This is a genomic window from Neisseria mucosa, assembly GCF_013267835.1.
Classification (GTDB): domain Bacteria; phylum Pseudomonadota; class Gammaproteobacteria; order Burkholderiales; family Neisseriaceae; genus Neisseria.
The window spans coordinates 1,669,310-1,695,229 of record NZ_CP053939.1; the positions used below are offsets into that span (position 1 = coordinate 1,669,310).

25 protein-coding genes, 1 tRNA gene and 2 pseudogenes are annotated in these 25,920 nt (G+C 50.2%); 13 read left to right on the plus strand and 15 right to left on the minus strand.

Going from position 1 to position 25,920, the window contains the following annotated elements; translation table 11 throughout:
• Window positions 1–59 precede the first annotated feature (59 nt).
• From FOC66_RS07910 to FOC66_RS07930, 5 genes are all read right to left on the minus strand, one after another.
• Window positions 60–2,891 (minus strand): valine--tRNA ligase, encoded by a 2,832-nt coding sequence (locus tag FOC66_RS07910; protein ID WP_003749331.1) that lies wholly within the window; start codon window positions 2,889–2,891, stop codon window positions 60–62.
• A gap of 96 nt (window positions 2,892–2,987) precedes the next feature.
• Window positions 2,988–3,797 (minus strand): zinc transporter ZupT, encoded by an 810-nt coding sequence (gene zupT / locus FOC66_RS07915; protein WP_002224778.1) that lies wholly within the window; start codon window positions 3,795–3,797, stop codon window positions 2,988–2,990.
• A 179-nt stretch (window positions 3,798–3,976) separates the two neighbouring features.
• On the minus strand, window positions 3,977–5,233 hold the full coding sequence (locus tag FOC66_RS07920) for a D-amino acid dehydrogenase (RefSeq protein ID WP_003749328.1): 1,257 nt from the start codon (window positions 5,231–5,233) through the stop codon (window positions 3,977–3,979).
• Between the two features lie 83 nt (window positions 5,234–5,316).
• Entirely contained in the window at window positions 5,317–6,708 is a 1,392-nt protein-coding gene (locus FOC66_RS07925) for an alanine/glycine:cation symporter family protein (protein WP_003749326.1), read from the minus strand.
• 304 nt (window positions 6,709–7,012) lie between these two features.
• On the minus strand, window positions 7,013–7,855 hold the full coding sequence (locus FOC66_RS07930) for an ATP-grasp domain-containing protein (RefSeq protein ID WP_003749324.1): 843 nt from the start codon (window positions 7,853–7,855) through the stop codon (window positions 7,013–7,015).
• A gap of 125 nt (window positions 7,856–7,980) precedes the next feature.
• Between FOC66_RS07930 and FOC66_RS07935 the strand changes: the two genes are divergently transcribed.
• The 5 genes from FOC66_RS07935 (at window position 7,981) to FOC66_RS07955 (ending at window position 12,116) form a co-directional block, all read left to right on the plus strand.
• Window positions 7,981–9,216: an FAD-binding domain-containing protein gene (locus FOC66_RS07935; protein WP_155811710.1), complete on the plus strand. Its 1,236-nt coding sequence runs from the start codon at window positions 7,981–7,983 to the stop codon at window positions 9,214–9,216.
• A 147-nt stretch (window positions 9,217–9,363) separates the two neighbouring features.
• Window positions 9,364–10,083: a septum site-determining protein MinC gene (gene minC, locus FOC66_RS07940; RefSeq protein WP_003749320.1), complete on the plus strand. Its 720-nt coding sequence runs from the start codon at window positions 9,364–9,366 to the stop codon at window positions 10,081–10,083.
• A 26-nt stretch (window positions 10,084–10,109) separates the two neighbouring features.
• Entirely contained in the window at window positions 10,110–10,925 is an 816-nt protein-coding gene (gene minD / locus FOC66_RS07945; RefSeq protein ID WP_003749316.1) for a septum site-determining protein MinD, read from the plus strand.
• 3 nt (window positions 10,926–10,928) lie between these two features.
• On the plus strand, window positions 10,929–11,192 hold the full coding sequence (gene minE / locus FOC66_RS07950) for a cell division topological specificity factor MinE (protein ID WP_003680625.1): 264 nt from the start codon (window positions 10,929–10,931) through the stop codon (window positions 11,190–11,192).
• Between the two features lie 3 nt (window positions 11,193–11,195).
• Window positions 11,196–12,116, plus strand: coding sequence for a hydrogen peroxide-inducible genes activator (locus FOC66_RS07955; protein WP_003749313.1), 921 nt, complete (start codon window positions 11,196–11,198; stop codon window positions 12,114–12,116).
• Between the two features lie 63 nt (window positions 12,117–12,179).
• Here FOC66_RS07955 and FOC66_RS07960 read toward each other — a convergent pair whose 3' ends face one another.
• Window positions 12,180–12,392 (minus strand): glycine zipper 2TM domain-containing protein, encoded by a 213-nt coding sequence (locus FOC66_RS07960; RefSeq protein ID WP_003684747.1) that lies wholly within the window; start codon window positions 12,390–12,392, stop codon window positions 12,180–12,182.
• Window positions 12,393–12,646: 254 nt separating this feature from the next.
• On the opposite strand from FOC66_RS07960, the gene FOC66_RS07965 reads away from it, so the two are divergent.
• Together FOC66_RS07965 and FOC66_RS07970 are read left to right on the plus strand one after the other, a co-directional pair.
• Window positions 12,647–13,096: a CopD family copper resistance protein gene (locus FOC66_RS07965; RefSeq protein ID WP_003749312.1), complete on the plus strand. Its 450-nt coding sequence runs from the start codon at window positions 12,647–12,649 to the stop codon at window positions 13,094–13,096.
• 33 nt (window positions 13,097–13,129) lie between these two features.
• Entirely contained in the window at window positions 13,130–14,104 is a 975-nt protein-coding gene (locus FOC66_RS07970; protein WP_003749311.1) for a TerC family protein, read from the plus strand.
• Between the two features lie 69 nt (window positions 14,105–14,173).
• Here FOC66_RS07970 and FOC66_RS07975 read toward each other — a convergent pair whose 3' ends face one another.
• Window positions 14,174–14,605, minus strand: coding sequence for an Ag473 family lipoprotein (locus tag FOC66_RS07975; RefSeq protein ID WP_003749309.1), 432 nt, complete (start codon window positions 14,603–14,605; stop codon window positions 14,174–14,176).
• A gap of 182 nt (window positions 14,606–14,787) precedes the next feature.
• Here FOC66_RS07975 and FOC66_RS07980 point away from each other — a divergent pair.
• From FOC66_RS07980 to cas2, 6 genes and pseudogenes are all read left to right on the plus strand, one after another.
• A tRNA-Lys gene (locus FOC66_RS07980) sits at window positions 14,788–14,863 on the plus strand.
• Window positions 14,864–15,175: 312 nt separating this feature from the next.
• Entirely contained in the window at window positions 15,176–16,618 is a 1,443-nt protein-coding gene (gene aldA / locus FOC66_RS07985) for an aldehyde dehydrogenase (protein ID WP_003749307.1), read from the plus strand.
• 179 nt (window positions 16,619–16,797) lie between these two features.
• Window positions 16,798–18,309 (plus strand): lysine--tRNA ligase, encoded by a 1,512-nt coding sequence (gene lysS, locus FOC66_RS07990; protein WP_003749305.1) that lies wholly within the window; start codon window positions 16,798–16,800, stop codon window positions 18,307–18,309.
• Between the two features lie 262 nt (window positions 18,310–18,571).
• Entirely contained in the window at window positions 18,572–19,996 is a 1,425-nt protein-coding gene (locus FOC66_RS07995) for an alanine/glycine:cation symporter family protein (RefSeq protein WP_003749304.1), read from the plus strand.
• A 111-nt stretch (window positions 19,997–20,107) separates the two neighbouring features.
• Window positions 20,108–20,641: pseudogene (locus tag FOC66_RS08000) on the plus strand (type II CRISPR RNA-guided endonuclease Cas9); the annotation flags it as partial.
• A 174-nt stretch (window positions 20,642–20,815) separates the two neighbouring features.
• Window positions 20,816–21,141 (plus strand): annotated as a pseudogene (gene cas2, locus FOC66_RS08010) (CRISPR-associated endonuclease Cas2).
• 211 nt (window positions 21,142–21,352) lie between these two features.
• On the opposite strand, the gene rplQ reads toward cas2, so the two are convergent.
• The 8 genes from rplQ to secY all read right to left on the minus strand — a co-directional run bounded on the left by rplQ (window position 21,353) and on the right by secY (window position 25,917).
• Entirely contained in the window at window positions 21,353–21,727 is a 375-nt protein-coding gene (gene rplQ / locus FOC66_RS08015) for a 50S ribosomal protein L17 (protein WP_003684792.1), read from the minus strand.
• Window positions 21,728–21,751: 24 nt separating this feature from the next.
• Entirely contained in the window at window positions 21,752–22,738 is a 987-nt protein-coding gene (locus FOC66_RS08020; RefSeq protein ID WP_003749298.1) for a DNA-directed RNA polymerase subunit alpha, read from the minus strand.
• A gap of 25 nt (window positions 22,739–22,763) precedes the next feature.
• On the minus strand, window positions 22,764–23,384 hold the full coding sequence (rpsD, locus tag FOC66_RS08025; protein WP_003749296.1) for a 30S ribosomal protein S4: 621 nt from the start codon (window positions 23,382–23,384) through the stop codon (window positions 22,764–22,766).
• Between the two features lie 19 nt (window positions 23,385–23,403).
• Window positions 23,404–23,799 (minus strand): 30S ribosomal protein S11, encoded by a 396-nt coding sequence (rpsK, locus tag FOC66_RS08030; protein ID WP_002216249.1) that lies wholly within the window; start codon window positions 23,797–23,799, stop codon window positions 23,404–23,406.
• Between the two features lie 19 nt (window positions 23,800–23,818).
• On the minus strand, window positions 23,819–24,181 hold the full coding sequence (gene rpsM / locus FOC66_RS08035; RefSeq protein WP_003749295.1) for a 30S ribosomal protein S13: 363 nt from the start codon (window positions 24,179–24,181) through the stop codon (window positions 23,819–23,821).
• Window positions 24,182–24,248: 67 nt separating this feature from the next.
• Window positions 24,249–24,362, minus strand: a complete 114-nt coding sequence (gene rpmJ, locus FOC66_RS08040) for a 50S ribosomal protein L36 (RefSeq protein WP_003697674.1) — start codon at window positions 24,360–24,362, stop codon at window positions 24,249–24,251.
• 18 nt (window positions 24,363–24,380) lie between these two features.
• Window positions 24,381–24,599 (minus strand): translation initiation factor IF-1, encoded by a 219-nt coding sequence (gene infA, locus FOC66_RS08045; RefSeq protein ID WP_003684714.1) that lies wholly within the window; start codon window positions 24,597–24,599, stop codon window positions 24,381–24,383.
• A gap of 4 nt (window positions 24,600–24,603) precedes the next feature.
• Window positions 24,604–25,917 carry a preprotein translocase subunit SecY gene (gene secY, locus FOC66_RS08050; RefSeq protein WP_003749293.1) on the minus strand — a complete coding sequence of 438 codons (1,314 nt, stop codon included), beginning with the start codon at window positions 25,915–25,917 and terminating at the stop codon, window positions 24,604–24,606.
• Window positions 25,918–25,920 lie beyond the last annotated feature (3 nt).

A 25,920-nucleotide genomic window follows, 5' to 3' on the forward strand; every position in this document is an offset into this window, starting at 1 on the left:
GATTATTAATTTTTAGACCGCCTTTACAGGCGGTCTTTTTATTAAAAATTAAAGATTCATCAGTCTTTCAACTTCGCCAACTGAGTTTGAACTTTCGCCATTTTGTCTTCCAACTCCGCCAAATCGGCTTTGTCTTTTTCCACCAAATGCGCCGGGGCTTTTTCGGTGTAGCCGGGTTTGGAGAGTTTGGCGTTGAGTTTGTCCAAGGCTTTTTGCAGCTTCTCGGCTTCTTTGCTCAAGCGGGCGGTTTCGGCGGCTTTGTCGATTTCGACTTTCAGCATCAGGCGCGCGCCGTTGCAGACGGCGACGGGTGCGTCTTCCGCTTCGGGCAGGCTGTCCACCAGCTTGGCTTCGGTCAGTCGGGTCAGCGACGGCAGGTATTTGAGCAGGCCTTCGAGTTCTGCGCTGCCTTCGACGAAGAGCGGCGCTTTGACGTTTGGCGCGATACCCATTTCGCCGCGCAGTTTGCGCACTTCTTCTACCAAGTCTTTCAATGCGGCCATTTTGTCGAAGGCCGTCTGAACGATTTGTTCTTTATCGGCTTGCGGATAGGCGGCCAACATGATGCTGTCGGCGGTTTTGGCATTCGCCAGAGGCGCAACGACCTGCCACAGCTCTTCGGTAATGAACGGCATGATTGGGTGCAGCAGGCGCAGGATGGTTTCGAGTACGCGCACGAGGGTGCGGCGTGTGGTGCGCTGGGTTGTCGGGCAGCCGGTTTGGATTTGCACTTTTGCCAGCTCGATGTACCAGTCGCAATATTCGTTCCACACCAATTCGTACAGCGTTTGCGCGGCAAGGTCGAAGCGGTAGGTTTCAAAGGCTTCGGCAACGGCAGCTTCGGCTTGTTGCAGTTTGCCGATAATCCATTGGTCGGCGAAGGTAAACGCCAACGGCTGCATTTCGTCTTGACCGCAGTCTTTGTCTTCAGTGTTCATCAACACAAAGTTGGTGGCGTTCCACAATTTATTGCAGAAGTTGCGGTAACCTTCGGCGCGTTTGAAGTCGAAGTTGACGCTACGGCCGAGGCTGGCGTAGCTCGCCATGGTGAAGCGCAATGCGTCCGCGCCCATGCTCGGAATGCCTTCGGGGAAGAGTTTTTTGGTGGCTTCTTCCACTTTCGGCGCGGTTTCGGGTTTGCGCAGGCCGGTGGTACGTTTCACCAGTAATTTGTCCAAGTCGATGCCGTCGATCAAATCCACGGGGTCGATGACGTTGCCTTCGGATTTGGACATTTTTTTGCCTTCGTGGTCGCGCACGATGCCGTGGATGTACACGTCTTTAAACGGTACTTTGCCGGTGAAGTGGGTGGTCATCATAATCATGCGCGCCACCCAGAAGAAGATGATTTCGTAGCCGGTAACCAAGACATTGGACGGCAGGAAAGCTTTGAGTTCGTCGGTTTCAGACGGCCAGCCGAGCGTGGAGAACGGCACGAGCGCGGAAGAGAACCATGTATCCAATACGTCTTCTTCGCGGGTCAAACCGGTTTTGCCGGCTTGTTTTTCGGCTTCCGCCTGATTGCGGGCGACGTAAACATTGCCTGCTTCGTCGTACCACGCGGGAATCTGATGCCCCCACCACAGTTGGCGCGAGATACACCAGTCTTGGATGTTGTTCATCCATTGGTTGTAGGTGTTGACCCAGTTTTCAGGGATAAAGCGCACCGCGCCGCTGTCGACGGCTTTTTTAGCTTTGTCGGCGAGGCTTAAGCCTTTGAATTCGCTGTCAGGCTCGCCGCCGTTTGGCGTGGCGGACATGGCGACAAACCATTGGCTGGTCAGCATCGGCTCAATCACTGAGCCGGTACGGTCGCCTTTCGGCGTCATCAGCGTGTGCGGTTTGATTTCGACCAAGAAGCCTTGTTCCTGCAAATCGGCAACCATTTGTTTGCGCGCGGCAAAGCGGTCTAAGCCTGCGTATTTTTCAGGCAGGGCAAAGCCTTGTTGCGCTTCGCCTTTGAAGTTGAACACTTCGGCGTTTGCCAGCACTTTGGCTTCCAAATCGAACACATTAATCAGGCGCGTGTCGTGGCGTTTGCCGACTTCGTAGTCGTTGAAGTCGTGCGCAGGCGTGATTTTCACGCAGCCGGTGCCGAAGTCTTTTTCGACGTATTCGTCGGCAATCACGGGAATGGTGCGGCCGGTCAGCGGCAGGATTAATTCTTTGCCGATTAAGTGGGTGTAACGTTCGTCTTCGGGATTGACGGCAACAGCCACGTCGCCCAGCAGCGTTTCAGGACGGGTGGTCGCCACGATAACGGCTTCGGCAGGATTGTCGGCCAGCGGATAGCGGATGTGCCACATAGAGCCTTGTTCTTCCACGCTTTCCACTTCCAAATCCGATACCGCCGTACCCAATACCGGATCCCAGTTCACCAAGCGTTTGCCGCGGTAAATCAAGCCCTGTTCATACAGGCGCACGAACACTTCGGTCACGGTTTCGGCGCGCACGTCGTCCATCGTGAAATACTCGCGCGTCCAGTCTGCGGAACAGCCCACGCGGCGCATTTGTTGGGTAATCGTACCGCCGGAAACTTCTTTCCATTCCCACACTTTTTCCAAGAATTTTTCACGACCCAAATCATGACGGGACACGTTTTGCGCGGCAAGCTGACGCTCGACCACGATTTGCGTGGCGATGCCCGCATGGTCGGTGCCCGGAATCCAGGCGGTATTGCAGCCTTTCATGCGGTAGTAGCGGGTCAGGCCGTCCATGATGGTTTGGTTGAAGGCATGGCCCATGTGCAGCGTGCCGGTTACATTGGGCGGCGGCAGTTGGATGGAGAAAGACGGTTTCGTCAAATCCATATCAGGTTGGAAATAGCCCTGCTCTTCCCAGTTTTGATAATGTTTGGATTCGATTTCGGCTGGATTGTATTTGTCTAACATGATGGAACTTTGTGAAATTAAGGTTATTTTTGATGTGCGAATTATAACGCAAAAAGGCCGTCTGAATCATTTCAGACGGCCTTTGGCATACGGGTTTTAAAAATGGAACAATACCAGGCTGACGGCAATCACTGCCATGCCCGTTGTCAGGCCATAAACGGTTTCGTGGCCGTCTGAATAGCGTTTGGCGGCCGGCAACAGCTCGTCCAACGCCAAAAAAACCATCACGCCGGCTATCACGCCGAACACCGAGCCAAACACGGCAGGCGACAAAAACGGCTGTAAAACCAAATAGCCCAAAGCCGCCCCCAAAGGCTCGGCCAAACCGGATAACAGACACGCCCATACCGTTTTCTTACGGCTTCGGGTGGCAAAATAAACCGGCGCGGCGATGGAAATGCCCTCCGGAATATTATGGATGGCAATCGCCAAGGCCAAAGGCATCCCGACCGCCGGATTTTCCAAGGTGGCAAAAAACGTCGCCAAGCCTTCGGGGAAATTGTGCGCCGTAATCGCAAACGCCGCCATCATGCCGACTCGCGCGATATGGCGGCGTTTGCTTTCTTGAAACGACGGGTCTTGCGCATCTAAAGTTTCATGCGGGTTCGGCACCAGGCGGTCAATCAGCGCGATGCCGCCCATCCCGGCCAAAAATGCCATGGTCGCCGCCGCAAACGCGTGGTCTTTATCATAAATTTCAGCGAACGCCTCGCTGGATTTGCTGAAAATCTCCGTTAGGGAAACATACACCATCGCACCGCCGGCAAATGCCAAACCAAACGACAACACGCGCGGATTGGGCGTTTTGGAAAACATCACCAAACCGCTGCCTAATACGGTAAACAAACCGGCAGCCAACGTGATGGAAAAGGCAACGGCCAAATTGGACATCGAAAAATCGGGCATGAGAAAACCTGCGCTAAAAGCTGGGACAGATGCAGACTAACACTTTTTAATGCATATGATAATAGTTATTATTTATTTTATTGATTGGGCGCAATACTCATAAAGCTAAAGGCCGTCTGAAAAATGATTTTCAGACGGCCTTTAAATTTGAAATACCGCTAACCTTATCGCTTTCCAGCTTAAGCCTGATAGCGCGACAAGCTCAAGTCGTCGCTGCGGATTTCGGTGTCTTTGCCGCTCACGATATCGGCGGTCAATTTTGCCGAACCCAGCGACATGGTCCAGCCTAAAGTGCCGTGGCCTGTATTCAGGAACAGGTTGTCAAAGCGGGTGCGGCCGATTAACGGCGTGCTGTCGGGCGTCATTGGTCTGAGGCCGCTCCAGAACAATGCCTGATTCAAGTCGCCGCCTTCGGGGAATAAATCGTTGACGACCAAAGCCAAGGTTTCGCGGCGTTTTTCGGGCAGTTTGATTTCGTAGCCGGACAATTCCGCCATGCCGCCGACGCGGATTCTGTTGTCGAATCGTGTGATGGCGACTTTGTAGCTTTCGTCCAAAACGGTGGACACTGGTGCGCCGTCGGAATTTGTGACCGGCAGGGTCAAGGAATAGCCTTTGACGGGGTAAATGGGCAGATTGAGATCCAACTGCGCCAAAACCGTCCTGCTGAAGCAGCCGAGCGCGCAGACGAAGGCATCTGCTTCAAAGCGTTCCGTTTCGGTTTCGATTGCGCTGATGCGCTGGCCGTTGTGTTCGATGCGGCGGATGGTTCGGTTGAAATGGAACTGTACGCCTTTTTCCAGACACAGTTTGTACAGGTTTTCGGTGAAGAGGTGGCAGTCGCCGGTCGCGTCTGCGGGCAGGTGCAGGCCGCCGGCAATTTTGGCGGTAACGCGCGCCAGCGCAGGCTCGAATTCTGCGCATTCTTCGGGTTTCAGACGGCGGTACGGCACGCCGTATCGTTCCAAAACGGCAATATCTTGTTCTGCCGCTTCGACTTCTTTGGTTTGGCGGAAAATCTGCAACGTCCCTTTTTTGCGCCCTTCAAAATTCATGCCGGTTTGCGCTTCAAAACGGCGGAACATTTCACGGCTGTATTCGGAAATCCTGACCATGCGCTCTTTATTGATTTGATAGCGCGCTGCCGTGCAGTTTTGCAGCATTTGCCACAACCATTCGATTTGATACAGGCTGCCGTCAGGGCGGAACAGTAAAGGCGGATGGCTTTTAAACAACCATTTCAGCGCTTTGGTCGGAATGCCGGGTGCAGCCCAGGGCGTGGTATAGCCGTAAGAGAGCTGACCTGCGTTGGCAAAACTGGTTTCCATCGCCACGCCCTCGGCGCGGTCGATGACCGTTACCTCATGTCCTGCCTCTGCCAGATACCACGCGGAAGATACGCCGGCAACTCCGGCACCTAAAACCAGCACTTTCATTTTTCTCTTCCTCTGACTTTTTTTCAAAACAAACTGATATCCATCGGGCCGTCTGAATATTCCGTTTCAGACGGCCTTGAACATCAATGCGGCAATTCGCCGTTTTTGATTTTTTGTTTGAAGTCTCGCGTTTCATTGACGATGACTTTCGCCATCAACAAAAGCGCAATCAGGTTGGGCAATGCCATCAAGCCGTTGAATGTGTCCGAAGCCAGCCACACCAAATCAAGGCTCAACACGGTTCCCAGCATGACCGAAGAAACATAACCCACGCGGTACAAACCGGCAAACTTCTCGCCGAAGACGTAAACCGCGCATTTCTCGCCGTAATAACACCAGCCGAGAATGGTTGAGTAGGCAAAGAAAATCAGGCCGATGGTGACAATCCAGCCGCCGATGCCGGGCAGCATTTTTTGGAAAGTGACGGTTGTCAGCGCCGCGCCGCTCAATTCAGGTTTGACAAACTCGCCGCCTGCGCCGAGCAAACCCATGACCAACACGATACCGGTAATCGAGCAGACAACGATGGTGTCCAAAAACGTACCGGTCATGGAAACCAAAGCCTGACGGACGGGGTGGTCGGTTTTCGCGGCGGCGGCGGCAATCGGCGCAGAACCCATACCCGCCTCATTGGAGAACACGCCGCGCGCCACGCCGTAACGGATGACCGTACCGATGGCACCGCCGGCCACAGCTTGCGCGCTAAACGCATCGGAGAAAATCAGTTTGACGGCAGGCATCAGTGCGTCAGAATTCACGACAATAATGGAAATACCGCCCACTACATAAAATACGGCCATGGCAGGCACGATAAAGGACGCGGCTTTGGCAATGCCCTTAATGCCGCCCAAAAGCACGATGGCCGTTAATACGGTCAATATCACGCCGGTGTAGGCAGGTTCAACACCGAAGCTGGTTTGCACTGCCTGCGCAACCGAGTTGGACTGCACCGAGCTGCCGATACCGAAGGAAGCAAATGTGCCGAACAGCGCAAACGCAACGGCCATCCATTTCCAGTTTTTGCCTAAGCCTTTTTCGATGTAATACATCGGGCCGCCGGACATTTCGCCTTTGGAATTGGTGACGCGGTATTTCACCGCCAACACGCCCTCGCCGTATTTGGTGGCCATACCGAAAATGGCGGTCATCCACATCCAAAATACTGCGCCCGGGCCGCCGGTTACCACCGCGGTCGCCACGCCGGCGATATTGCCCGTACCGATGGTGGCCGACAGCGCGGTCATCAACGCCGCGAAATGGGAAATATCGCCTTCGTGGTCTTCGCCGTCTTCATGCTTCTTTGACGGCACAAACGCCTGTTTCAGCGCATAACCCAACATGGTGAACTGCAAGCCTTTCAGCAAAACGGTCAGCAAAATGCCCGTACCGACCAGCAGCATCAACATAATAGGCCCCCAGACCCAGCCGCTGATGGTTTCAAAAAAGGCTTTGAGATTGTCTAAAAGCAATTGCATGGTTTTTCTCCTTTGTCTGTTTTATTTTTTTAAAACACCACTTTTTTGTAGTGTCCTGTAATTTCAGCACAGAATGTTTAAGATTACAACATATTTATTTTCAAAAACTTTTCGTATTTTTACCCTAAATAAAACCCAATCGACACCAAGAAAATTGTTTACAATCCAGAGCAGGCCTAGACCCCAGCCCAATTAAAATGACAAATAAAAGCATGCTTTAAAACATCTTCCTGCCAACTGTTTAAAAAAATTCAGGCCGTCTGAAAAAAATCTTTCAGACGGCCTGAATGTGCGTGCCGCAATCCTATTCCAGCAACCCGGCCAACACTCGAGCAAAACGCTCCGCCGCGCCTTCGCTGGTGTGCAGGTACAGGGCAGGTTCGATGAGTTCCAACTCATTGAGCAGGAAAGTATCGCCAATCAGTGTGCCGTCCACGCGGGCATAAACCGGCATTTTCGGCAAGGCGGCCAGTACGTCTTGTGCGACACGGACGGCAAACTCGGGCGGCTCGATACCGAACACCGACACGCCATAGGCCGAGTTGGCGCGCCATTCGCCTTGCGGCGGCTGACGGCGCACGGCATGGCTGAATGCGCCGTTGAAAAACACCAGCGAGGTTTCGCCCGCCGTTTCGATTTCACGGATATACGGTTGAACAATCATACCTTGCGGATAATCCGCCATATCCACGTCCAATGCCTCCGCACAAACTTTGACCACGCCTTTGCCGCTCTGACCGAATGCGGGCTTGATAACTGCTTCCGTCCAGCCTTGTTGTTTCAGAATATCGGCCAATTTGTCTTTGTGCGCGGGAACGAACACGCTGGGAATTACTTGCGCGCCGAGCGCCGCCAAATCGCACAAATACGTCTTTTCCATATTCCAAGCCATCAATTCGGGCGGATTGATAAAACGCTGCCCCGCCTGCCCGGCATGCTCCAGCCATTGGCGGAAGGCTTCGGGTTCGGCGGCATAATCCCATGCGCACAAAGGCAGCAAAAACGGCGCGGACGGATGGTTTTGCCACGCGTCAAATACGGTTTTCACACCCATGGTTTCCAAATGCGCCGCCAATGTTTTCAGGTTGTCCGACGGTTCGGGATAGGTTTGGCAGGTAATGAGTGCCAAAACGGTTTGCTCGGTCATGGTTGCATCTCGTTGCTAAAACCAAAATTATATAGCGAAATCAAACCAAAAGATTTTTCAGACGGCCTGATACATGAGGCCGATTCTGATAAAATGGTTTCCCCCTTTTCCGTCGGAACATGCTCATGAAATCTGCCCACGTCCTTGTCTGGTTCCGCCGCAACCTCCGCCTGCACGACAATGCCGCGCTTAATGCCGCCGTTGCAAGCGGTTTGCCCATCGCCTGCGTCTGGGTCAACCAAAGGCCGTCTGAAAACCACAATCCGCGTCAAAGCCTGTTCCATTATCAAGCCGCGCAAGAGCTGCATACCCGTCTGGCGGCACACCATATTCCTTTATATGCCGTCGCTTCCGACGAAGACCTCCTCCCCTTGGCCGCTACGCTCCATGCCCATACCATCATCACAGACGAAGCCTACACCGAAGCCGAAATCCGCCAAGACAACCTCCTCTGGCACAATCTCGACCGCGCAGGCATTGCCCTGCAACACGCCAACGACCGCGGTATCTTGGCTAAAGCCCCCCTCATGGATGCCAACGGCCTGCCCTACACCGATTTTACCGCCTATAAACAAGCATGGTTGCAGGCTTATTCAGAACAAAGGCCGTCTGAAACCGAATTGCCTGTTCAAACTGGGCAAAACGTTCCACTGTTTCCAGCCCATACCGGCGCAGTATTGCCTGCCTATCAACAGGGCGGCGAAACCGCGGCCTTAACGCAATGGCACGCGTTCAAACAGAATTTGGTTCACTACCCGATTACCCAAAACTTTCCGGCACGAAAAAACACCAGCCTCCTCAATGCCTACCTGTCCGCAGGCTGCATTTCACCGCGCCTGCTGGCCGCCGAAAGCTTGGCAAACCGACATTTCGAGTGGCTGGACAAGCTTATTTTCCGCGACTACTGCTACCAGCTCGCCTACCACCGCCGACTACCCGAAACAACCGATGCCGCCCCGGTGCGCGAATACTGGCGCAACGGCCGAACCGGCGTACCCGTCATCGACGCCTCCATCCGCAGCCTCGAAGCCACCGGCCACTTACACCCCGTTCTCCAGCAGCTGTGCGCCCACTATTTCTGCCACGCCCTCAACCTCGACCCCAACCAAGGCATCGCGTGGACAGCCTCCGTCCAAACCGGCACCGACCCCGCGCTCAACCAAGCCAACTGGCACCTTGCCGCCCAAGACACAGCCACCGTCCGCTATGCCCACCGTTCGCACCAAATCGACCCCGACGGCAGCTACATCCGCAGTTACCTCCCCGAATTGGCACACCTGCCGTCCACCCTCATCCACACCCCGTGGGCGGCCGCCGATGACATCGACACACACGGCTACCCCTTCCCCAAGGCCGTCTGAAACAGAGCTTCACACCAAAAAACCACACTAAACACAACTAAAAAACGCCCAAACAAAATATTTTGGTTTCAGACGGCCAAACAGATTGAATAGCCAAGATTTACACGGTAAACTTACATCATTAAAAAATTTTATTATTTCATTACAATGAAACCCGCATTCGACATAAAAACGTCACGTTTGGACGTCTTATCCATCCATCTGCACACCGCAGATCTAACCGAATTGGAAGAATTCCTGCGCCAACTGGCAGGCCAGTCCCAAGACGAATTCGTTCCCTTTATTTTAGACGTACAAGATTTCGACCATCCCGAATCCATCGATTTGGGCGGCATGATTTCCCTGTTTGCCCGTTACGGCATGCAAATCTTAGGGCTGCACCACACCAGCGATACCTGGGCGGCAGCGGCGGCACGTTACCACTTGGTCTTCAAACAAGGCAACGCCACCCAGGCAGCCGACACACAGGCAGCGCCCACCCCGCGCCAAGCACCGCAGCCGCAAGACGTACAGGCCACCGTCATCAACAATCCGACTGTATTGGTCAGCACGCCCGTGCGTACCGGCCAGCAGGTGTACGCTGAAAACGGCGACCTCATCGTTACCGGCATCGTCAGCCAAGGTGCAGAACTTATCGCCGACGGCAACATCCATATTTACGCCCCCATGCGCGGCAGAGCGTTGGCCGGAGCAAAAGGCAACACCAACGCGCGCATCTTCATCCATTCCATGCAGGCCGAGTTAGTCTCCGTTGCCGGCATCTACCGCAACTTCGAGCAAGACCTGCCCGAGCATCTGCACAAAAAACCCGTACAAGTATCATTGCAAGACAACCGACTGGTTATCAGCGCAATCGACGCCGAATAAACATCAGTACTTAAAAAGGAAATATCGTGTCCAAAATCATCGTAGTAACTTCAGGTAAAGGCGGCGTAGGCAAGACCACTACCAGCGCCAGCATCGCAACCGGCCTGGCCCTGCGCGGCCACAAAACCGCCGTAATCGACTTCGACGTCGGTTTGCGCAACCTCGACCTGATTATGGGTTGCGAACGCCGCGTCGTGTATGACCTCATCAACGTCATCCAAGGCGAAGCCACACTCAACCAAGCCCTGATTAAAGACAAAAACTGCGAAAACCTCTACATCCTGCCCGCCTCGCAAACCCGCGACAAAGACGCACTGACCCGCGACGGCGTCGACAAAGTGATGAAAGAGCTGTCCAGCAAAAAAATGGGCTTCGAATTCATTATCTGCGACTCCCCTGCCGGTATCGAACAAGGCGCACTGATGGCGCTCTACTTTGCCGACGAAGCCATCATCACCACCAATCCGGAAGTATCCAGCGTCCGCGACTCCGACCGCATCTTAGGCATTTTGCAAAGCAAATCCCGCAAAGCCGAACAAGGCGGCACAGTTAAAGAGCATCTGCTGATTACCCGCTACTCCCCAGAGCGCGTGGCCAAAGGCGAAATGCTGTCGGTACAAGACATCTGCGACATCTTGCGCATCCCGTTGATCGGCGTGATTCCCGAATCACAAAACGTCCTGCAGGCCTCCAACGCCGGCGAACCCGTCATCCACCAAGACAATGCCGCCGCAGCCGAAGCCTACAAAGACGTTATTGCCCGCCTCTTGGGTGAAAACCGCGAAATGCGTTTCCTTGAAGCCGAGAAAAAAGGTTTCTTAAAACGACTGTTCGGAGGTTAATACATGTCACTGCTCGATATGCTGTTCGGCAGAAAGCCGAAAACCGCCACCGTCGCGCGCGACCGCCTGCAAATCATCATCGCGCAAGAACGCGCACAAGAAGGCCAAGCTCCGGACTATCTGCCGACCTTGCGCAAAGAGCTGCTGGAAGTCCTGTCCAAATACGTCAACGTATCATTGGACGACATCCGCATCTCCCAAGAGAAACAAGACGGCTTGGACGTTCTTGAGCTGAACATCACCCTGCCGGAACAAAAAAAGGCTTAACACATGACCTTGACCGAATTGCGTTACATCGTAGCCGTCGCACAAGAACGTCACTTCGGACGTGCCGCACGACGCTGCTTTGTCAGCCAGCCCACCCTCTCCATCGCCATCAAAAAGCTGGAGGAAGAGCTGTCGGTATCCCTGTTCGACCGTAGCAGCAACGACATCATCACGACCGAAGCGGGCGAGCGCATTGTCGCCCAAGCCCGCCGGGTTCTGGAAGAAGCCGAACTCATCAAGCACCTTGCCAATGAAGAGCAAAACGAATTGGAAGGCGCGTTCAAACTCGGCCTGATTTTTACCGTTGCCCCCTACCTTCTGCCCAAGCTCATTACCGCGCTGCGTGAAACCGCGCCGAAAATGCCGCTGATGCTGGAAGAGAACTATACCCACATCCTGACCGAGTCGCTCAAACGCGGCGATGTCGATGCAATCGTCGTTGCCGAACCGTTCCAAGAGCCGGGCATCGTAACCGAGCCTCTGTATGACGAACCTTTCTTCGTCATCGTTCCCAAAGGACATCACTTTGAAGAACTCGATGCCGTTACGCCTCAGCTTTTGAGCGAAGAACAAGTGTTGCTGCTGTCCGAAGGCAACTGTATGCGCGACCAAGTGTTGGCAAGCTGTTCCGAATTGGCTTCCAAGCAAAAAATCCAGGGCTTGACCAATACCCTGCAAGGCAGCTCCATCAACACCATCCGCCACATGGTTGCCAGCGGCCTGGCCATCAGCGTCATGCCGGCTACCGCATTGACCGAAAACGACCACATGCTTTTCAGCATTATCCCGTTTGAAGGCACTGCACCGCACCGCCGTGTCGTTTTGGCTTATCGCCGCAACTTTGTCCGTCCGAAAGCACTGACTGCGTTGCGTACTGCCATTTTGCAATCGCAACTGACCGGCGTAACCTTCGTCAACGAATAAACCGCAAAACAAAAGGCCGTCTGAATATTCAGACGGCCTTTTTATTTTTAACCGAATAAAGGATTAGTAGCGGGTATGAACTTGACTGCCGATAACGCCACCCAAAGCCGCGCCACCCAAGGTAGAGCCGGTATCGCCACCAATCAAATTACCTGCCACGCCGCCCAATACCGCACCAGCAGCAGTGTTGCGTTGGGTTTGAGTCATATTGGCACACGCGCCCAAAGAAGCGGCCAGCATGATCAAGGTCACAGTTTTTGCAAAAGTTTTCTTCATGGTTTGATTCTCCATCAGGGGTTAAGCTTTATATAGAACAGTATGGCACAACCTTTCATTAATATATTTTCTGATAAGTAAAGACAGATTAAACTAAGATAACGCCCTTGACGAACGGTTAAATGCAAAAACAAACGGCAATTCCAAAAGAATATTTATAAAATTTAATATATTTGGCATAAAATTGCGCATACATCAACTGTATTCGGTAGTGATACAATGACGACTTGTCTGAATTACCGGAAACACCCGTCATGAGTATCTACGCACTGGCACACATCATCCACGTTTATTGCGCGATTGCCTTTGTCGGCGGCGTATTTTTCGAAATGCTGGTCCTCTCCGTTTTACACACCGGCCGCGTTTCGCGCGAATCGCGCCGCGAAGTCGAACGTGCCATGTCCTATCGTGCCGTCCGCGTGATGCCGCCTGTCGTCATTACCCTGTTCATCAGCGGCATCGTGATGGTGTACAACCGCTACCTGCCGATACTGCACCACCCATTCGACAGCTCCTTCGGCATCATGCTGAGCATCAAAATCCTGTTGGCAGTAAGCGTTTTGGTACATTTTGTCATCGCCGTCGTCAAAATGGCACGGCACACCCTCACCGTCGGCTGGTCGAAATACATACACGCCGTCGTATTCAGCCATATGCTGTTTATCGTCTTTTTTGCCAAAGCAATGTTCTACCTGTCTTGGTAAACCTTACCCTTCCCCCACACACAAGGATTGTTTATGACCCAATACCCGTCCGTCGGCTCGCCGATGTTTTACGGCATCTTCTTTATTGCCGTCTTAATCATGATCGCCATCGATATGGTGTCGCTGAAAAAAAATGGCGTCCACAAAGTCAGCATTAAAGAAGCCCTCGCTTGGAGTGGCATTTGGGTGGCCGTATCCTGCGCATTTGCCGGCTGGCTCTATTTCGAACTGGCGGGCAACCCGGCTTACGGTGCCGCTGTCGCCAAAGAAAAAGTCCTCGAATTCTTCACCGGCTATGTGCTCGAAAAATCCCTTGCCGTCGACAACATCTTCGTTTTCCTGATGATTTTCGGCTACTTCAAAGTCGAACCCAAATTCCAACACCGCGTCTTGCTCTATGGCGTATTCGGCGCCATCGTCCTGCGCGCCATCATGATTTTCATCGGCGCGGCACTGGTACAGCAATTTGAATGGATTCTTTACCTTTTCGGTGCATTCCTGCTCTATACCGGCATCCACATGATGAAACCCGAATCGGAAGAAGAGGAAGACCTTTCCCAAAACAAAATCCTGACCCTGCTCAAAAAAGTCATCCCGACCAGCCCACAGTTTGACGGTGAAAAATTCTTTACCATTGAAAACGGCAAACGCATCGCTACGCCGCTTTTACTGGTATTGATTATGATCGAATTGAGCGACGTCATCTTCGCCGTGGACAGCATTCCCGCTATTTTTGCCGTCACCACCGACCCGTTCATCGTCCTTACCTCCAACATTTTTGCCATTTTAGGCCTGCGTGCCATGTACTTTTTGCTGGCGGATTTTGCCGAACGCTTTATCTTCCTCAAATACGGCTTGGCCTTCGTGTTAAGTTTTATCGGTATCAAGATGCTGATTATGCACTGGGTGCATATCCCGATTTCCATTTCCCTATCCGTCGTCTTCGGCGCACTGGGCGCATCCATCCTGACTTCTTTGGTGTACACGCGTCAGCAAGAAAAAAAATAATCCGCCGATACAAAAAGGCCGTCTGAAAAACATTTTTTCAGACGGCCTTTTCAAATATCGGACACCGGCTTATTTAGCAGCATCTTTCAATTTGTCGGCAGCTTCTTGAGTTGCATCGGCAGCTTTACCCAAAGCATCTTTAGCCGCATCTTTGGCAGCGTCTTTAGCTTCGCCCACAGCAGCTTTTGCATCGTCCAAAGCTTTGTCGCTGGCTTCTTTAGCACCATCGATGGCTTTACCGGTAGTTTCTTTAGCATCGGAAATTGCTTTCTCCGCAGTTTCCTTCGCATCGGCACCGGCTTCTTTAGCGTCAGAAACAGCCTGTTCAGCAGCGCCTTTAGCTTCGGAAGCAGCAGCATCAGCAGCAGAAGCCGCGTGTTCGGCAGCAGCGTTCACATCAGAAGCAACGGCAGAAGCCGCTTCTTGAGTTTCCTGTTTCGCCTCTTGAGAACAAGCAGCCAAACCAGCCACCATCATCGCAGCAATCAATAATTTTTTCATGTTGTATATCCTTTGGTCTAAAAAATATCCATCAGAACTGATAGATTAGAAAATCATAACATAATTAATACTCGGCAACGGGAGAATTAACGCCAAATAACAACCGATTTACGTTTTTTGAAAAAAATTTCAAAAAAACAGTTGACGGAAAGAAACAAGCTCCCTATAATGCACAGCCTATCGGGTCGTTAGCTCAGTCGGTAGAGCAGCGGACTTTTAATCCGTTGGTCGAGCGTTCGAATCGCTCACGACCCACCAAATATAAAAACCTGCTTTGAAAAAAGCAGGTTTTTTTACATCCCTATCAAACCCTTCTCCATACGATGCCTCCCCTATCTTCAAAATCAAGCCATATACAGGCTTTGTCCCAATGCCGCGCATGAACGTTACCCAACGCATCACACCAGCACCAACCCACCTTTAATCAACCAAGCCCGACTCCCCCTTCCATCAACTTTTTCTAAAAACTTCCAAATACCTACCGTCAACCCACTCTAAATACTCTTGTATGCCAGACAATTTAGGCATAGACTAAAACTACATTCAACTACAACAATAGGAGAAAGTTTGATGAAACAACTGTCTATGTATATCAACGGCCGTTTTGAAACCGATTTTAACGGCACATGGCGCGATGTATTGAATCCGGCAACCGAAGAAGTCATCGCGCGCGAGCCTAAAGGCGGAAAAGCCGATGTTGACCGTGCCGTTGCTGCCGCCAGAGAGGCGCAAGCCGCATGGGAGCGTTTGCCTGCTGTTGAACGCGGCGCATACTTGCGCAAAATCGCCCAAGGCATACGCGAACGTGCCGACGAGCTGACCGACACCATTGTCGCCGAAGGCGGCAAAACCAAAGACTTGGCACGCATAGAAGTTATGTTCACTGCCGACTATCTCGATTACCAAGCCGAATGGGCGCGCCGTTATGAAGGCGAAATCATCCAAAGCGACCGCCCGCGCGAAAACATTTTATTGTTCAAACGTCCTTTGGGCGTAATCGCCGGCATTTTGCCGTGGAATTTCCCCTTCTTCCTGATCGCCCGCAAAATGGGCCCGGCTTTGGTAACAGGCAATACCATCGTCGTCAAACCAAGCAGCGTCACCCCGATCAACTGCCACATCTTTGCTGAAATCGTTCACGCTTCAGGCTTACCGGCCGGCGTATTCAACGTCGTCAACGGCCCGGGTGCGGAAATCGGCAATGCCTTGGCATCACATCCGCAAGTCGACATGGTCAGCCTGACCGGTTCTGTAGAAGCAGGCCGCCAAGTAATGGAAGCCACCGCCACCAACATTACCAAAGTCTCATTGGAACTCGGCGGCAAAGCCCCTGCCATCGTTTTGAAAGACGCGGATTTGGACTTGGCAGTGAAATCCATCTTGGCTTCGCGCGTCGGCAACACCGGCCAAATCTGCAACTGCGCCGAGCGCGTGTATGTCCACAGCAGCCTAAAAGACGCGTTCATTGAAAAAATGACTGCCGCCATGAAAGGCGTTCGCTACGGCAACCCGGCCGAGGCCGAACCCGGCGCACTGGAAATGGGGCCGCTGATTGAAGAGCGCGCTGTCAAAGCCGTTGCCGAAAAAGTGGAACGCGCCGTCAAACAAGGTGCGACACTGGTCTGCGGCGGCAAACGTGCCGACGGCAAAGGCTACTTCTTCGAACCTACCCTGCTGACCGATACCGACAACAGCATGGACATCATGAAAGAAGAAACCTTCGGCCCAGTCCTGCCGGTTGCCACTTTCGACACGCTCGACCAAGTCATCGCTTTGGCAAACGACAGCGAGTTCGGCCTGACCAGCTCCGTCTATACCACCAATCTGAATGAAGCATTTTATGTAACCCGCCGCCTGCGTTTCGGCGAAACCTACATCAACCGCGAAAACTTCGAAGCCATGCAAGGCTTCCATGCCGGTTGGAAAAAATCAGGTATCGGCGGCGCCGACGGTAAACACGGTCTGGAAGAATATCTGCAAACCCAAGTTGTTTATTTGGAAACCGATATCTAACCACCGATACCGCCCTTCATGAAACAAAAGGCCGTCTGAAGCTGATTTTTCAAGTTTCAGACGGCCTTTCTGCCTTTATAGAAAAAAATACCGACATCGCGTAAAATAGAGCCAATTTTTCACTTTATTCAGGCCGTCTGAACACTTGGGCAGCCTGACTTATTTTCCCGGAAAACATCATGAGCGAACAAAACAATCCTCAAATCGAGCCGCAATTGGACGAAAACCAAATCATCGCCCTGCGCCGCGAAAAACTGCACAACATCCGCAAAGAACGCAACGCCTACCCTAACGATTTCAAACGCGACAGCTTTGCCGCCGACCTGCATACCCAATACGGCGAAATCAGCAAAGAAGAACTCGACCCGCAAGGCATTCCCGTCAAAGTGGCCGGCCGCATGATGCTCAAACGTCAAATGGGCAAAGCCAGCTTCGCCACCATTCAAGACGTGACCGGTCAAATCCAACTTTATCTGAACAACAAAGGCGTGAGCCAAGAAGTTTTGGACGACTTCAACCACTGGGACTTGGGCGACATCGTCGGCGCGAAAGGAACTTTGTTCAAAACCAACCACGGCGAATTGACCGTGCGCGTGTCCGATATCCGCCTGCTGTCTAAATCCCTGCGCCCTCTGCCGGACAAACACAAAGGCTTGAGCGATCAGGAAACCAAATACCGTCAACGCTACGTCGATTTGATTGCCAACGAAGAATCGCGCAATACCTTCATCAAACGCAGCCAAATCATCCAATCCGTGCGCAATTTCATGGTGAACGAGCATTATCTCGAAGTTGAAACCCCGATGATGCACCCGATTCCTGGCGGTGCGACGGCGAAACCCTTCGTGACCCACCACAACGCTTTGGACATCCCGCTCTACCTGCGCATCGCGCCCGAGCTGTACCTGAAACGCTTGGTTGTCGGCGGTTTGGAACGCGTGTTTGAAATCAACCGCAGCTTCCGCAACGAAGGCATGTCCGTGCGCCACAACCCCGAATTCACCATGATCGAATTCTACGAAGCCTTCTCCGACTACGAACGCATGATGCAAATGGCGGAAGACATCATCCGCAACGCTTCCCGCGCGGTCAACGGCACGGCGAAAATCAGCTACAACGGCAAAGAAGTCGATTTGGAAAGCCCGTTTGAACGCCTGACCATTCTCGAAGCCATCAAAAAATACAATCCGCACTACACCGACGAGCAGTTAAACGATGAAGAATGGCTGAAAAAAGAAATCGTCAAACACGGCGAAAGCCTGCCGCCGTCCCCGGGCATTGGCAGCCTGCAACTGGCCCTGTTTGAAGGTTGCGCCGAGGGCAAACTGTGGAACCCGACTTTCATCATCGACTACCCTGTCGAAGTGTCGCCATTGGCACGCGCATCCGACAGCAAACCGGGTTTGACCGAGCGTTTCGAATTGTTCGTTGTCGGCCGTGAGCTGGCAAACGGCTACTCTGAGTTGAACGATCCGGAAGACCAAGCCGAACGCTTCAAAGCGCAAGTGGCACAAAAAGATGCCGGCGACGACGAAGCCATGCACTACGATGCCGACTACATCCGCGCGATGGAATTCGGCCTGCCTCCGACAGGCGGTTGCGGCATCGGCATCGACCGCTTGGTAATGTTGCTGACCGATTCGCAAACCATCCGCGACGTGATTCTGTTCCCGCAAATGCGTCCCGAATAATACATTGAAATAAAATCTAGGCCGTCTGAAAACAAGACTCTGTTTTCAGACGGCCTTTTTGTTCAAATATGTAAAACGGTAGAATTCAAATCGATAATTCCTTTACATCATGATAATAAAATTCCATGATAATCAAAAGCATAATATAAAAAAGAATATGTAAACGTTTTTCAGTTTGTTGACAGTCTGCTAGAATACATCCAATTACGGACAGCCTCCACGCACAGGCCGTCTGAAAATGCAGAAACTCTGAAAGGTTTGTATGGATCAATTTTTCGAACAGCTTCACGGCTGGGTAAACGCCATCAACGACCCAATGTGGTCGGGATTGGTATATATGCTTTTAGGCGCAGGCCTATTTTTTACCATTACCACCGGTTTTGTACAATTCCGCCTCTTTGGGCGCAGTATCAAAGAAATGCTGGGCGGCCGCAAACAAGGTGATGATCCGCACGGAATCACACCGTTCCAAGCATTCGTTACCGGCTTGGCCAGCCGCGTAGGCGTAGGCAACATCGCCGGCGTGGCGATTGCCATCAAACTCGGCGGGCCGGGCGCGGTATTCTGGATGTGGGTAACCGCCTTAATCGGCATGAGTTCGGCGTTTGTCGAATCTTCACTGGCCCAACTCTTTAAAGTCCGGGACTACGACAACCACCACTTCCGCGGCGGTCCTGCCTACTACATCACTCAAGGCCTGGGACAAAAATGGCTGGGCATTTTGTTCGCCCTGAGCCTGATTTTCTGTTTCGGCTTTGTATTTGAAGCCGTACAGACCAATACCATCGCCGATACCACCAAAGCGGCATGGGGCTGGGATCAACACTATGTCGGTGTCGCCCTGGTCATTCTGACTGCCCCGATTATCTTCGGCGGTATCCGTCGCGTATCTAAAGCCGCGGAAATTATCGTTCCGCTGATGGCGGTTTTATATCTCGTCATAGCACTCTTCATCATTGCTACCAATATTTCCCTGATTCCTGGCGTGTTCGGTCAGATTTTCTCCAACGCGTTCAACTTTGATTCGGCTGCAGGCGGTTTCCTCGGCGGTCTGATTTCGACCACCATGATGCAGGGTATCAAACGCGGCCTGTATTCCAATGAGGCGGGTATGGGTTCCGCGCCGAACGCCGCAGCCGCAGCCGAAGTAAAACACCCCGTCTCCCAAGGCATGATTCAAATGCTGGGCGTTTTCGTCGATACCATCATCGTCTGCTCATGCACCGCCTTTATCGTCTTGACCTATCAACAGCCTTACGGCGACCTGAGCGGTGCGGCGCTGACCCAAGCGGCAATCGTCAGCCAGGTAGGCGAATGGGGCGCGGGCTTCCTTGCTGCCATCCTGTTTATGTTTGCCTTTTCAACCGTTATCGGCAACTATGCCTATGCCGAGTCCAACGTCCAATTCATCAAGAGCCATTGGCTGGTTACCGCCGTTTTCCGTATGCTGGTTTTGGCATGGGTCTACTTCGGCGCAGTTGCCAACGTACCCTTGGTATGGGATATGGCAGACATGGCCATGGGCATCATGGCATGGATTAACCTCGTTGCCATCCTGCTCCTGTCCCCACTTGCCTTCCTGCTGTTGAAAGACTACACAGCCAAGCTGAAAATGGGCAAAGACCCAGAGTTCAAACTCTCCGAACACCCTGGCTTGAAACGCAAAATCAAATCCGATATCTGGTAAAACCAAAGGCCGTCTGAAACTTCAGACGGCCTTTTTAATCCCTGCCATTTAGACAAAACGATGCCCCTTAAAGCAGAAGCCTTAAGGGGCAGAGCGTTGCGGCACATCTTTTCAGACGGCCTTAAAGAAGGTATCGAAACCCTGCTGATGACGCAACGCCCTGCCTTGTCAGGCGATGCTGTTCAAAAAATGTTGGGGCATTGCACCTTCGAACCGACAGAGCCGAAAGCCGCTAAAAACACCTACACAGCCGAACGTTTCATCTGGCTGACCAAGCTGAACAACCTGCGTATTTTAGAGCAAGGCAGCGAGCGGCCATTGACCAATACCGAACGCGCCACGCTTATGGACGAGCCATACAGAAAATCCAAACTGACTTACGCACAAGCCCGTAAGCTGCTGGGTTTAAAAGATACCGCCTTTTTCAAAGGCTTGCGTTACGGCAAAGACAATGCCGAAGCCTCAACATTGATGGAAATGAAGGCCTACCACGCCATCAGCCGTGCGCTGGAAAAAGAAGGTTTGAAAGACAAAAAATCCCCATTAAACCTTTCTCCCGAATTACAAGATGAAATCGGCACGGCATTCTCCCTATTCAAAACCGATGAAGACATTACAGGCCGTCTGAAGACTGAACTGACCCCGGCATCAAACAAAACCTTATCAAGACCCTTCACTGTCAAATCTGCATCGAACGGCAGCACTTCAGCACCTTGGCTGCCATCGACAAAATGGTTTCTTCATTTCAAGCCAGCGTAGCCGACAAAAACGCCAAACAGCTGGAATTACCTGAAATCTTGCCATTGAAAGAATATCAATATGAATGAGGCCAAATTTATGAGGATTATCGTCTTCTTCGACCTACCTGTTACCACGGCGGCCAAGCGCAAAGCTGCCAATCAATTCCGCCAGTTTCTATTAAAAGATGGATACCAAATGCTCCAACTTTCCGTATACAGCCGTATTATCAAAGGTCGAGACTCGTTGCAAAAACACCACAATAGGCTATGTGCAAACCTGCCGCAAGAGGGTTCCATCCGCTGTTTGGAAGTAACAGAAAAGCAATATGCCACCATGAAACTACTATTGGGAGAGCTGAAACCCAAGAAAAAAGGGTAAATTCCGACCAACTATTATTATTTTAAAGCCGCTTTTTTAGACAAAATAAAACGGGAAACCCTTACATAATAAGGGTTTCCCATTGAGACATTGTAGCACTGCGAAATGAGAAAGGGAGCTACAACTATATCTCCCCATTGAACGAAACAATAAATTTGTAGTGTTGCAAAATAAAATAGAGACTTCCTAAATGAAAAAAGCACTACCTAAATAGGTAGTGCTTTCATATTAATTTGCTTATTCAGCAGAATCAGCTGCTTTATCAACCAATTCAACCAATGCCAAAGGAGCATTGTCGCCTTTACGGAAACCGTATTTCAGTACACGAACATAGCCGCCGTTACGAGCAGCAAAGCGTGGACCCAATTCGTCAAACAATTTAACTACAACATCACGATCGCGAGTGCGGTCAAAAGCCAAACGACGGTTTGCCAAAGAAGGTTTTTTACCCAAGGTAATCAAGGGCTCAACTACGCGGCGCAATTCTTTTGCTTTAGGCAAAGTTGTCACGATGGTTTCGTGAGTCAACAAGGAATTCGCCATATTGCGCAGCATCGCAGCGCGGTGGCTGCTAGTACGGTTTAATTTGCGGTTGCCATTACGATGACGCATGTCATTATCCTTTAATCTTCAAACTTACGGCTTTTCTAAGCCTACAGGCGGCCAAGCTTCTAATTTAGAACCTAATGTCAGACCTTTAGAGGCCAACACTTCTTTGATCTCATTCAAAGATTTACGACCCAAATTAGGGGTCTTGAGAAGCTCAGTTTCAGTACGTTGAATCAAATCGCCAATATAGTAAATATCTTCAGCTTTCAGACAATTAGCTGAACGTACGGTTAATTCCAAATCATCCACAGGACGCAGCAAGATAGGATCGATAGGAGGCGCTTTTTCTTCAACCTCTTCAACCGGAGTACCTTGCAGATCTGCAAAAATAGACATTTGGTCAATTAAGATACGTGCGGCACTACGTACAGCTTCTTCTGGATCAATAGAACCATTGGTTTCAATATCCAAAACCAATTTATCCAAATCCGTACGTTGCTCTACGCGTGCAGGTTCAACTTCAAAGCTAACACGACTGATGGGCGAAAAGCTCGCATCCAACTGAATCGCACCAATCTGTTTGTTCTCATCACGCAATACGCGACGACCTGAAACAGATTGATAACCACGACCTTGCTCTACTTTAATTTCCATGTCGATTTGACCATTGTCGGACAAGTGGCAAATAACATGTTCAGGATTGATGATTTCCACATCATGTGGCAAATCAATATCACCGGCTACAACAGCACCGGCACCTGCTTTTTTCAAAGTCAACTGAACTTGATTACGACCGTGAAGCTTAAATACGATACCTTTGATATTCAAGAGAACGTCAACAACATCCTCTTGAACACCATCAATAGTAGAGTATTCGTGCAATACGCCTGAAATAACTACTTCAGTTGGGGCAAAGCCATTCATGGATGACAGTAAGATACGACGCAAAGCATTACCTAAAGTATGACCAAAACCACGCTCAAATGGCTGCATAGACACCTTAGCTCGAGTAGAAGACAAGGTATCTACATCGATTTGACGAGGTTTCAAAAATTCGGTTGTGCTATTTTGCATTTAACTGTCCCTCATTGAGCTAGCATTATTTAGAGTAGAACTCTACCACCAGCTGTTCATTAATATCGCCAGACAATTCTGAGCGATCCGGCATATTTTTGAATACACCTTCCAATTTGTCGGCATCAACAGATACCCAGCTTGGCAAGCCAATTTGAGTAGCCAAGCTCAATGCCTCTTGGATACGCACTTGTTTCTTAGCTTTTTCACGAACAGCTACAACATCGCCTGCTTTAACTTGGAAAGAAGGGATATTAACAACCTGACCGTTTACAACGATAGCTTTATGAGAAACCAATTGACGTGCTTCAGCGCGAGTAGAGCCAAAACCCATACGATAAACGACATTGTCCAAACGGGACTCCAGCAATTGCAACAGCAATTCACCGGTAGAACCTTTACGACGATCAGCTTCCGCAAAATAACGACGGAATTGGCGTTCTAACACGCCATAAATACGACGGATTTTTTGTTTTTCACGCAATTGCAAACCGTAGTCTGACAAACGTGGTTTTTTCGCACCGTGCTGACCAGGTGCAGAATCCATTTTACATTTTGAATCCAAAGAGCGACGTGCGCTCTTCAAAAACAGATCCGTACCTTCGCGACGTGCTAATTTACATTTAGGGCCAATATAACGTGCCATGTTTTAAATCACTCCAATATTAAATACGACGTTTTTTAGGCGGACGGCAACCGTTATGAGGCAACGGGGTAACGTCAGTAATGCTGGTAATCTTGAAACCAAGAGCGTTTAAAGCACGTACAGAAGATTCGCGACCAGGGCCAGGGCCTTTAATGCGGACTTCTAAATTTTTAACGCCATACTCTTGGGCAACTTTACCAGCTGCTTCTGCTGCAACTTGTGCTGCAAATGGTGTACTTTTACGAGAACCTTTAAAACCAGCGCCGCCAGAGGTAGCCCAAGACAATGCATTGCCTTGACGGTCAGTGATTGTAATGATGGTATTGTTGAAAGATGCATGAACGTGCACAATACCTTCGCTTACGGTTTTACGTACTTTTTTACGTACACGCGAAGCTGTGTTTGCTTTAGCCATTAATCAAATTCCTTAAAATTTATTTCTTACCGGCAATCGCTTTGCGCGGACCTTTACGGGTACGGGCATTTGTGCGAGTGCGTTGACCACGACAAGGCAAGCCACGACGATGACGGAAGCCACGATAGCAACCCATATCCATCAGTCGTTTAATGCTCATCGTTACTTCACGACGCAAATCACCTTCAACTTCATATTTAGCAACTTGCTCACGCAAAGCGTCTAATTGAGCCTCGTCCAAATCTTTTGCTTTAGTAGTAGGAGCAATATTTGCTGCCTCACAAATCAATTTAGCACGAGTCGCACCAATACCATAAATAGCCTGAAGACCAATTACGATATGGGCATTATTAGGGATATTTACCCCTGCAATACGAGCCATATTTTTTCCTTTTTAGGGCAAAGTATGTCACTATACCACAAAATCAAGAGTTAAGAAAACTAACTTCTTAGCCTTGACGTTGTTTGTGACGTGGGTCAGTACAAATTACGCGAACTACACGATTACGACGAATAATCTTGCAATTGCGACAAATTTTCTTTACAGAAGGTTGTACACGCATTTTATTTCCTTTTATCGTTTATCTTGCTCGGAAAACAATCCGAGCACGGGTTAAATCATAAGGAGTTAGTTCAACTGTTACCTTATCACCTGGAGAAATACGGATATAGTGCATTCGCATTTTTCCAGAGATATGACCAAGTACTACATGATCATTTTCCAGTTTTACTTTAAACGTTGCATTGGGCAAAGTCTCAAGGATTTCACCCTGCATCTGTATGGTATCTTCTTTAGCCATAAGCCTACTTACGTGATAAAGATTTCATATCTGGACGACTCATCAAATCTTCATACTGACTACTCATTACGTAGGAATTGATTTGCGTCCTAAAATCCATTGTAACGACAACCAAGATAAGCAAAGACGTTCCGCCTAAATAGAAAGGCACATTCAATGCTGTCGTTAAAAATTCAGGTATTAGACAGATTGTAGTGATATACAAAGCACCAAATAATGTCAGTCTCAGTACAACTTTTTCCAAATATCTAGAGGTTTGCTCACCTGGGCGAATACCAGGTACAAATGCACCACTTTTCTTCAAATTCTCAGCCATTTCTTTGGGGCTAAATACTAAAGCAGTATAGAAATAGCAGAAGAAAATAATAGTTGTTGCAAATAATACAATATACAAAGGTTGCCCATGTTGCAGCATTGCAGCAACCTTGTGAAGAATAGAATTCGTACTATTTGAACCAAACCAACCTAAAAGAGTAGATGGAAAAAGGATAATACTGGAAGCAAAAATAGGAGGAATAACACCGGCCATATTTAGCTTGAACGGCATATGAATGCTTTGTCCTGGCATCATTCCAGAGCCAAATTGCCTTTTAGCATAATGCACAGGAACCTTACGCTGAGCACTTTCAAAATATACTACAGCATAGACCAACAGCAAAATACCAATAACAATGGATACTGCCATTAACATACTCATAGAGCCTTGTTCAGTCAAAGTCAACAACCGAACAATACCAGATGGAATACCCGATACAATACCTGCTGTAATAATTAAGGAAATACCATTACCGATACCACGCTCGGTAATCTGCTCCCCCAACCACATCAAAAACATCGTACCTGTAACCAAACAGACTACTGTAGAAATATGAAACTCAAGCGAACTTGTTACAACAACTCCTTGTTGATAAACAAATGTTGCAACACCAAAGCTTTGTAATACAGCCAATAATACCGTCCCATACCTAGTATATTTCGTAATTATTTTCCGACCAGCCTCACCTTCCTTTTTTAAAGCTTTTAAAGAAGGAATGATCTCCGAAGCAAGCTGAACAATAATCGACGATGAAATATAAGGCATGATACCGATTGCAAATATACTAAAGCGCTCCAACGAACCACCCGAGAACATATTTAACATTCCGAATATGCCGTTTGCAGCGCCTTCGTATAACTTAGCTAATGCAACAGCATCTACGCCCGGTACCGGTATATGAGCACCAATACGGAAAACGACTAAAGCTCCTAATAGAAACACTAGACGTTTTTTCAGATCTCCAAATTTGGATAATCCTGATAAAGATTGTTGATTAGCCACTAT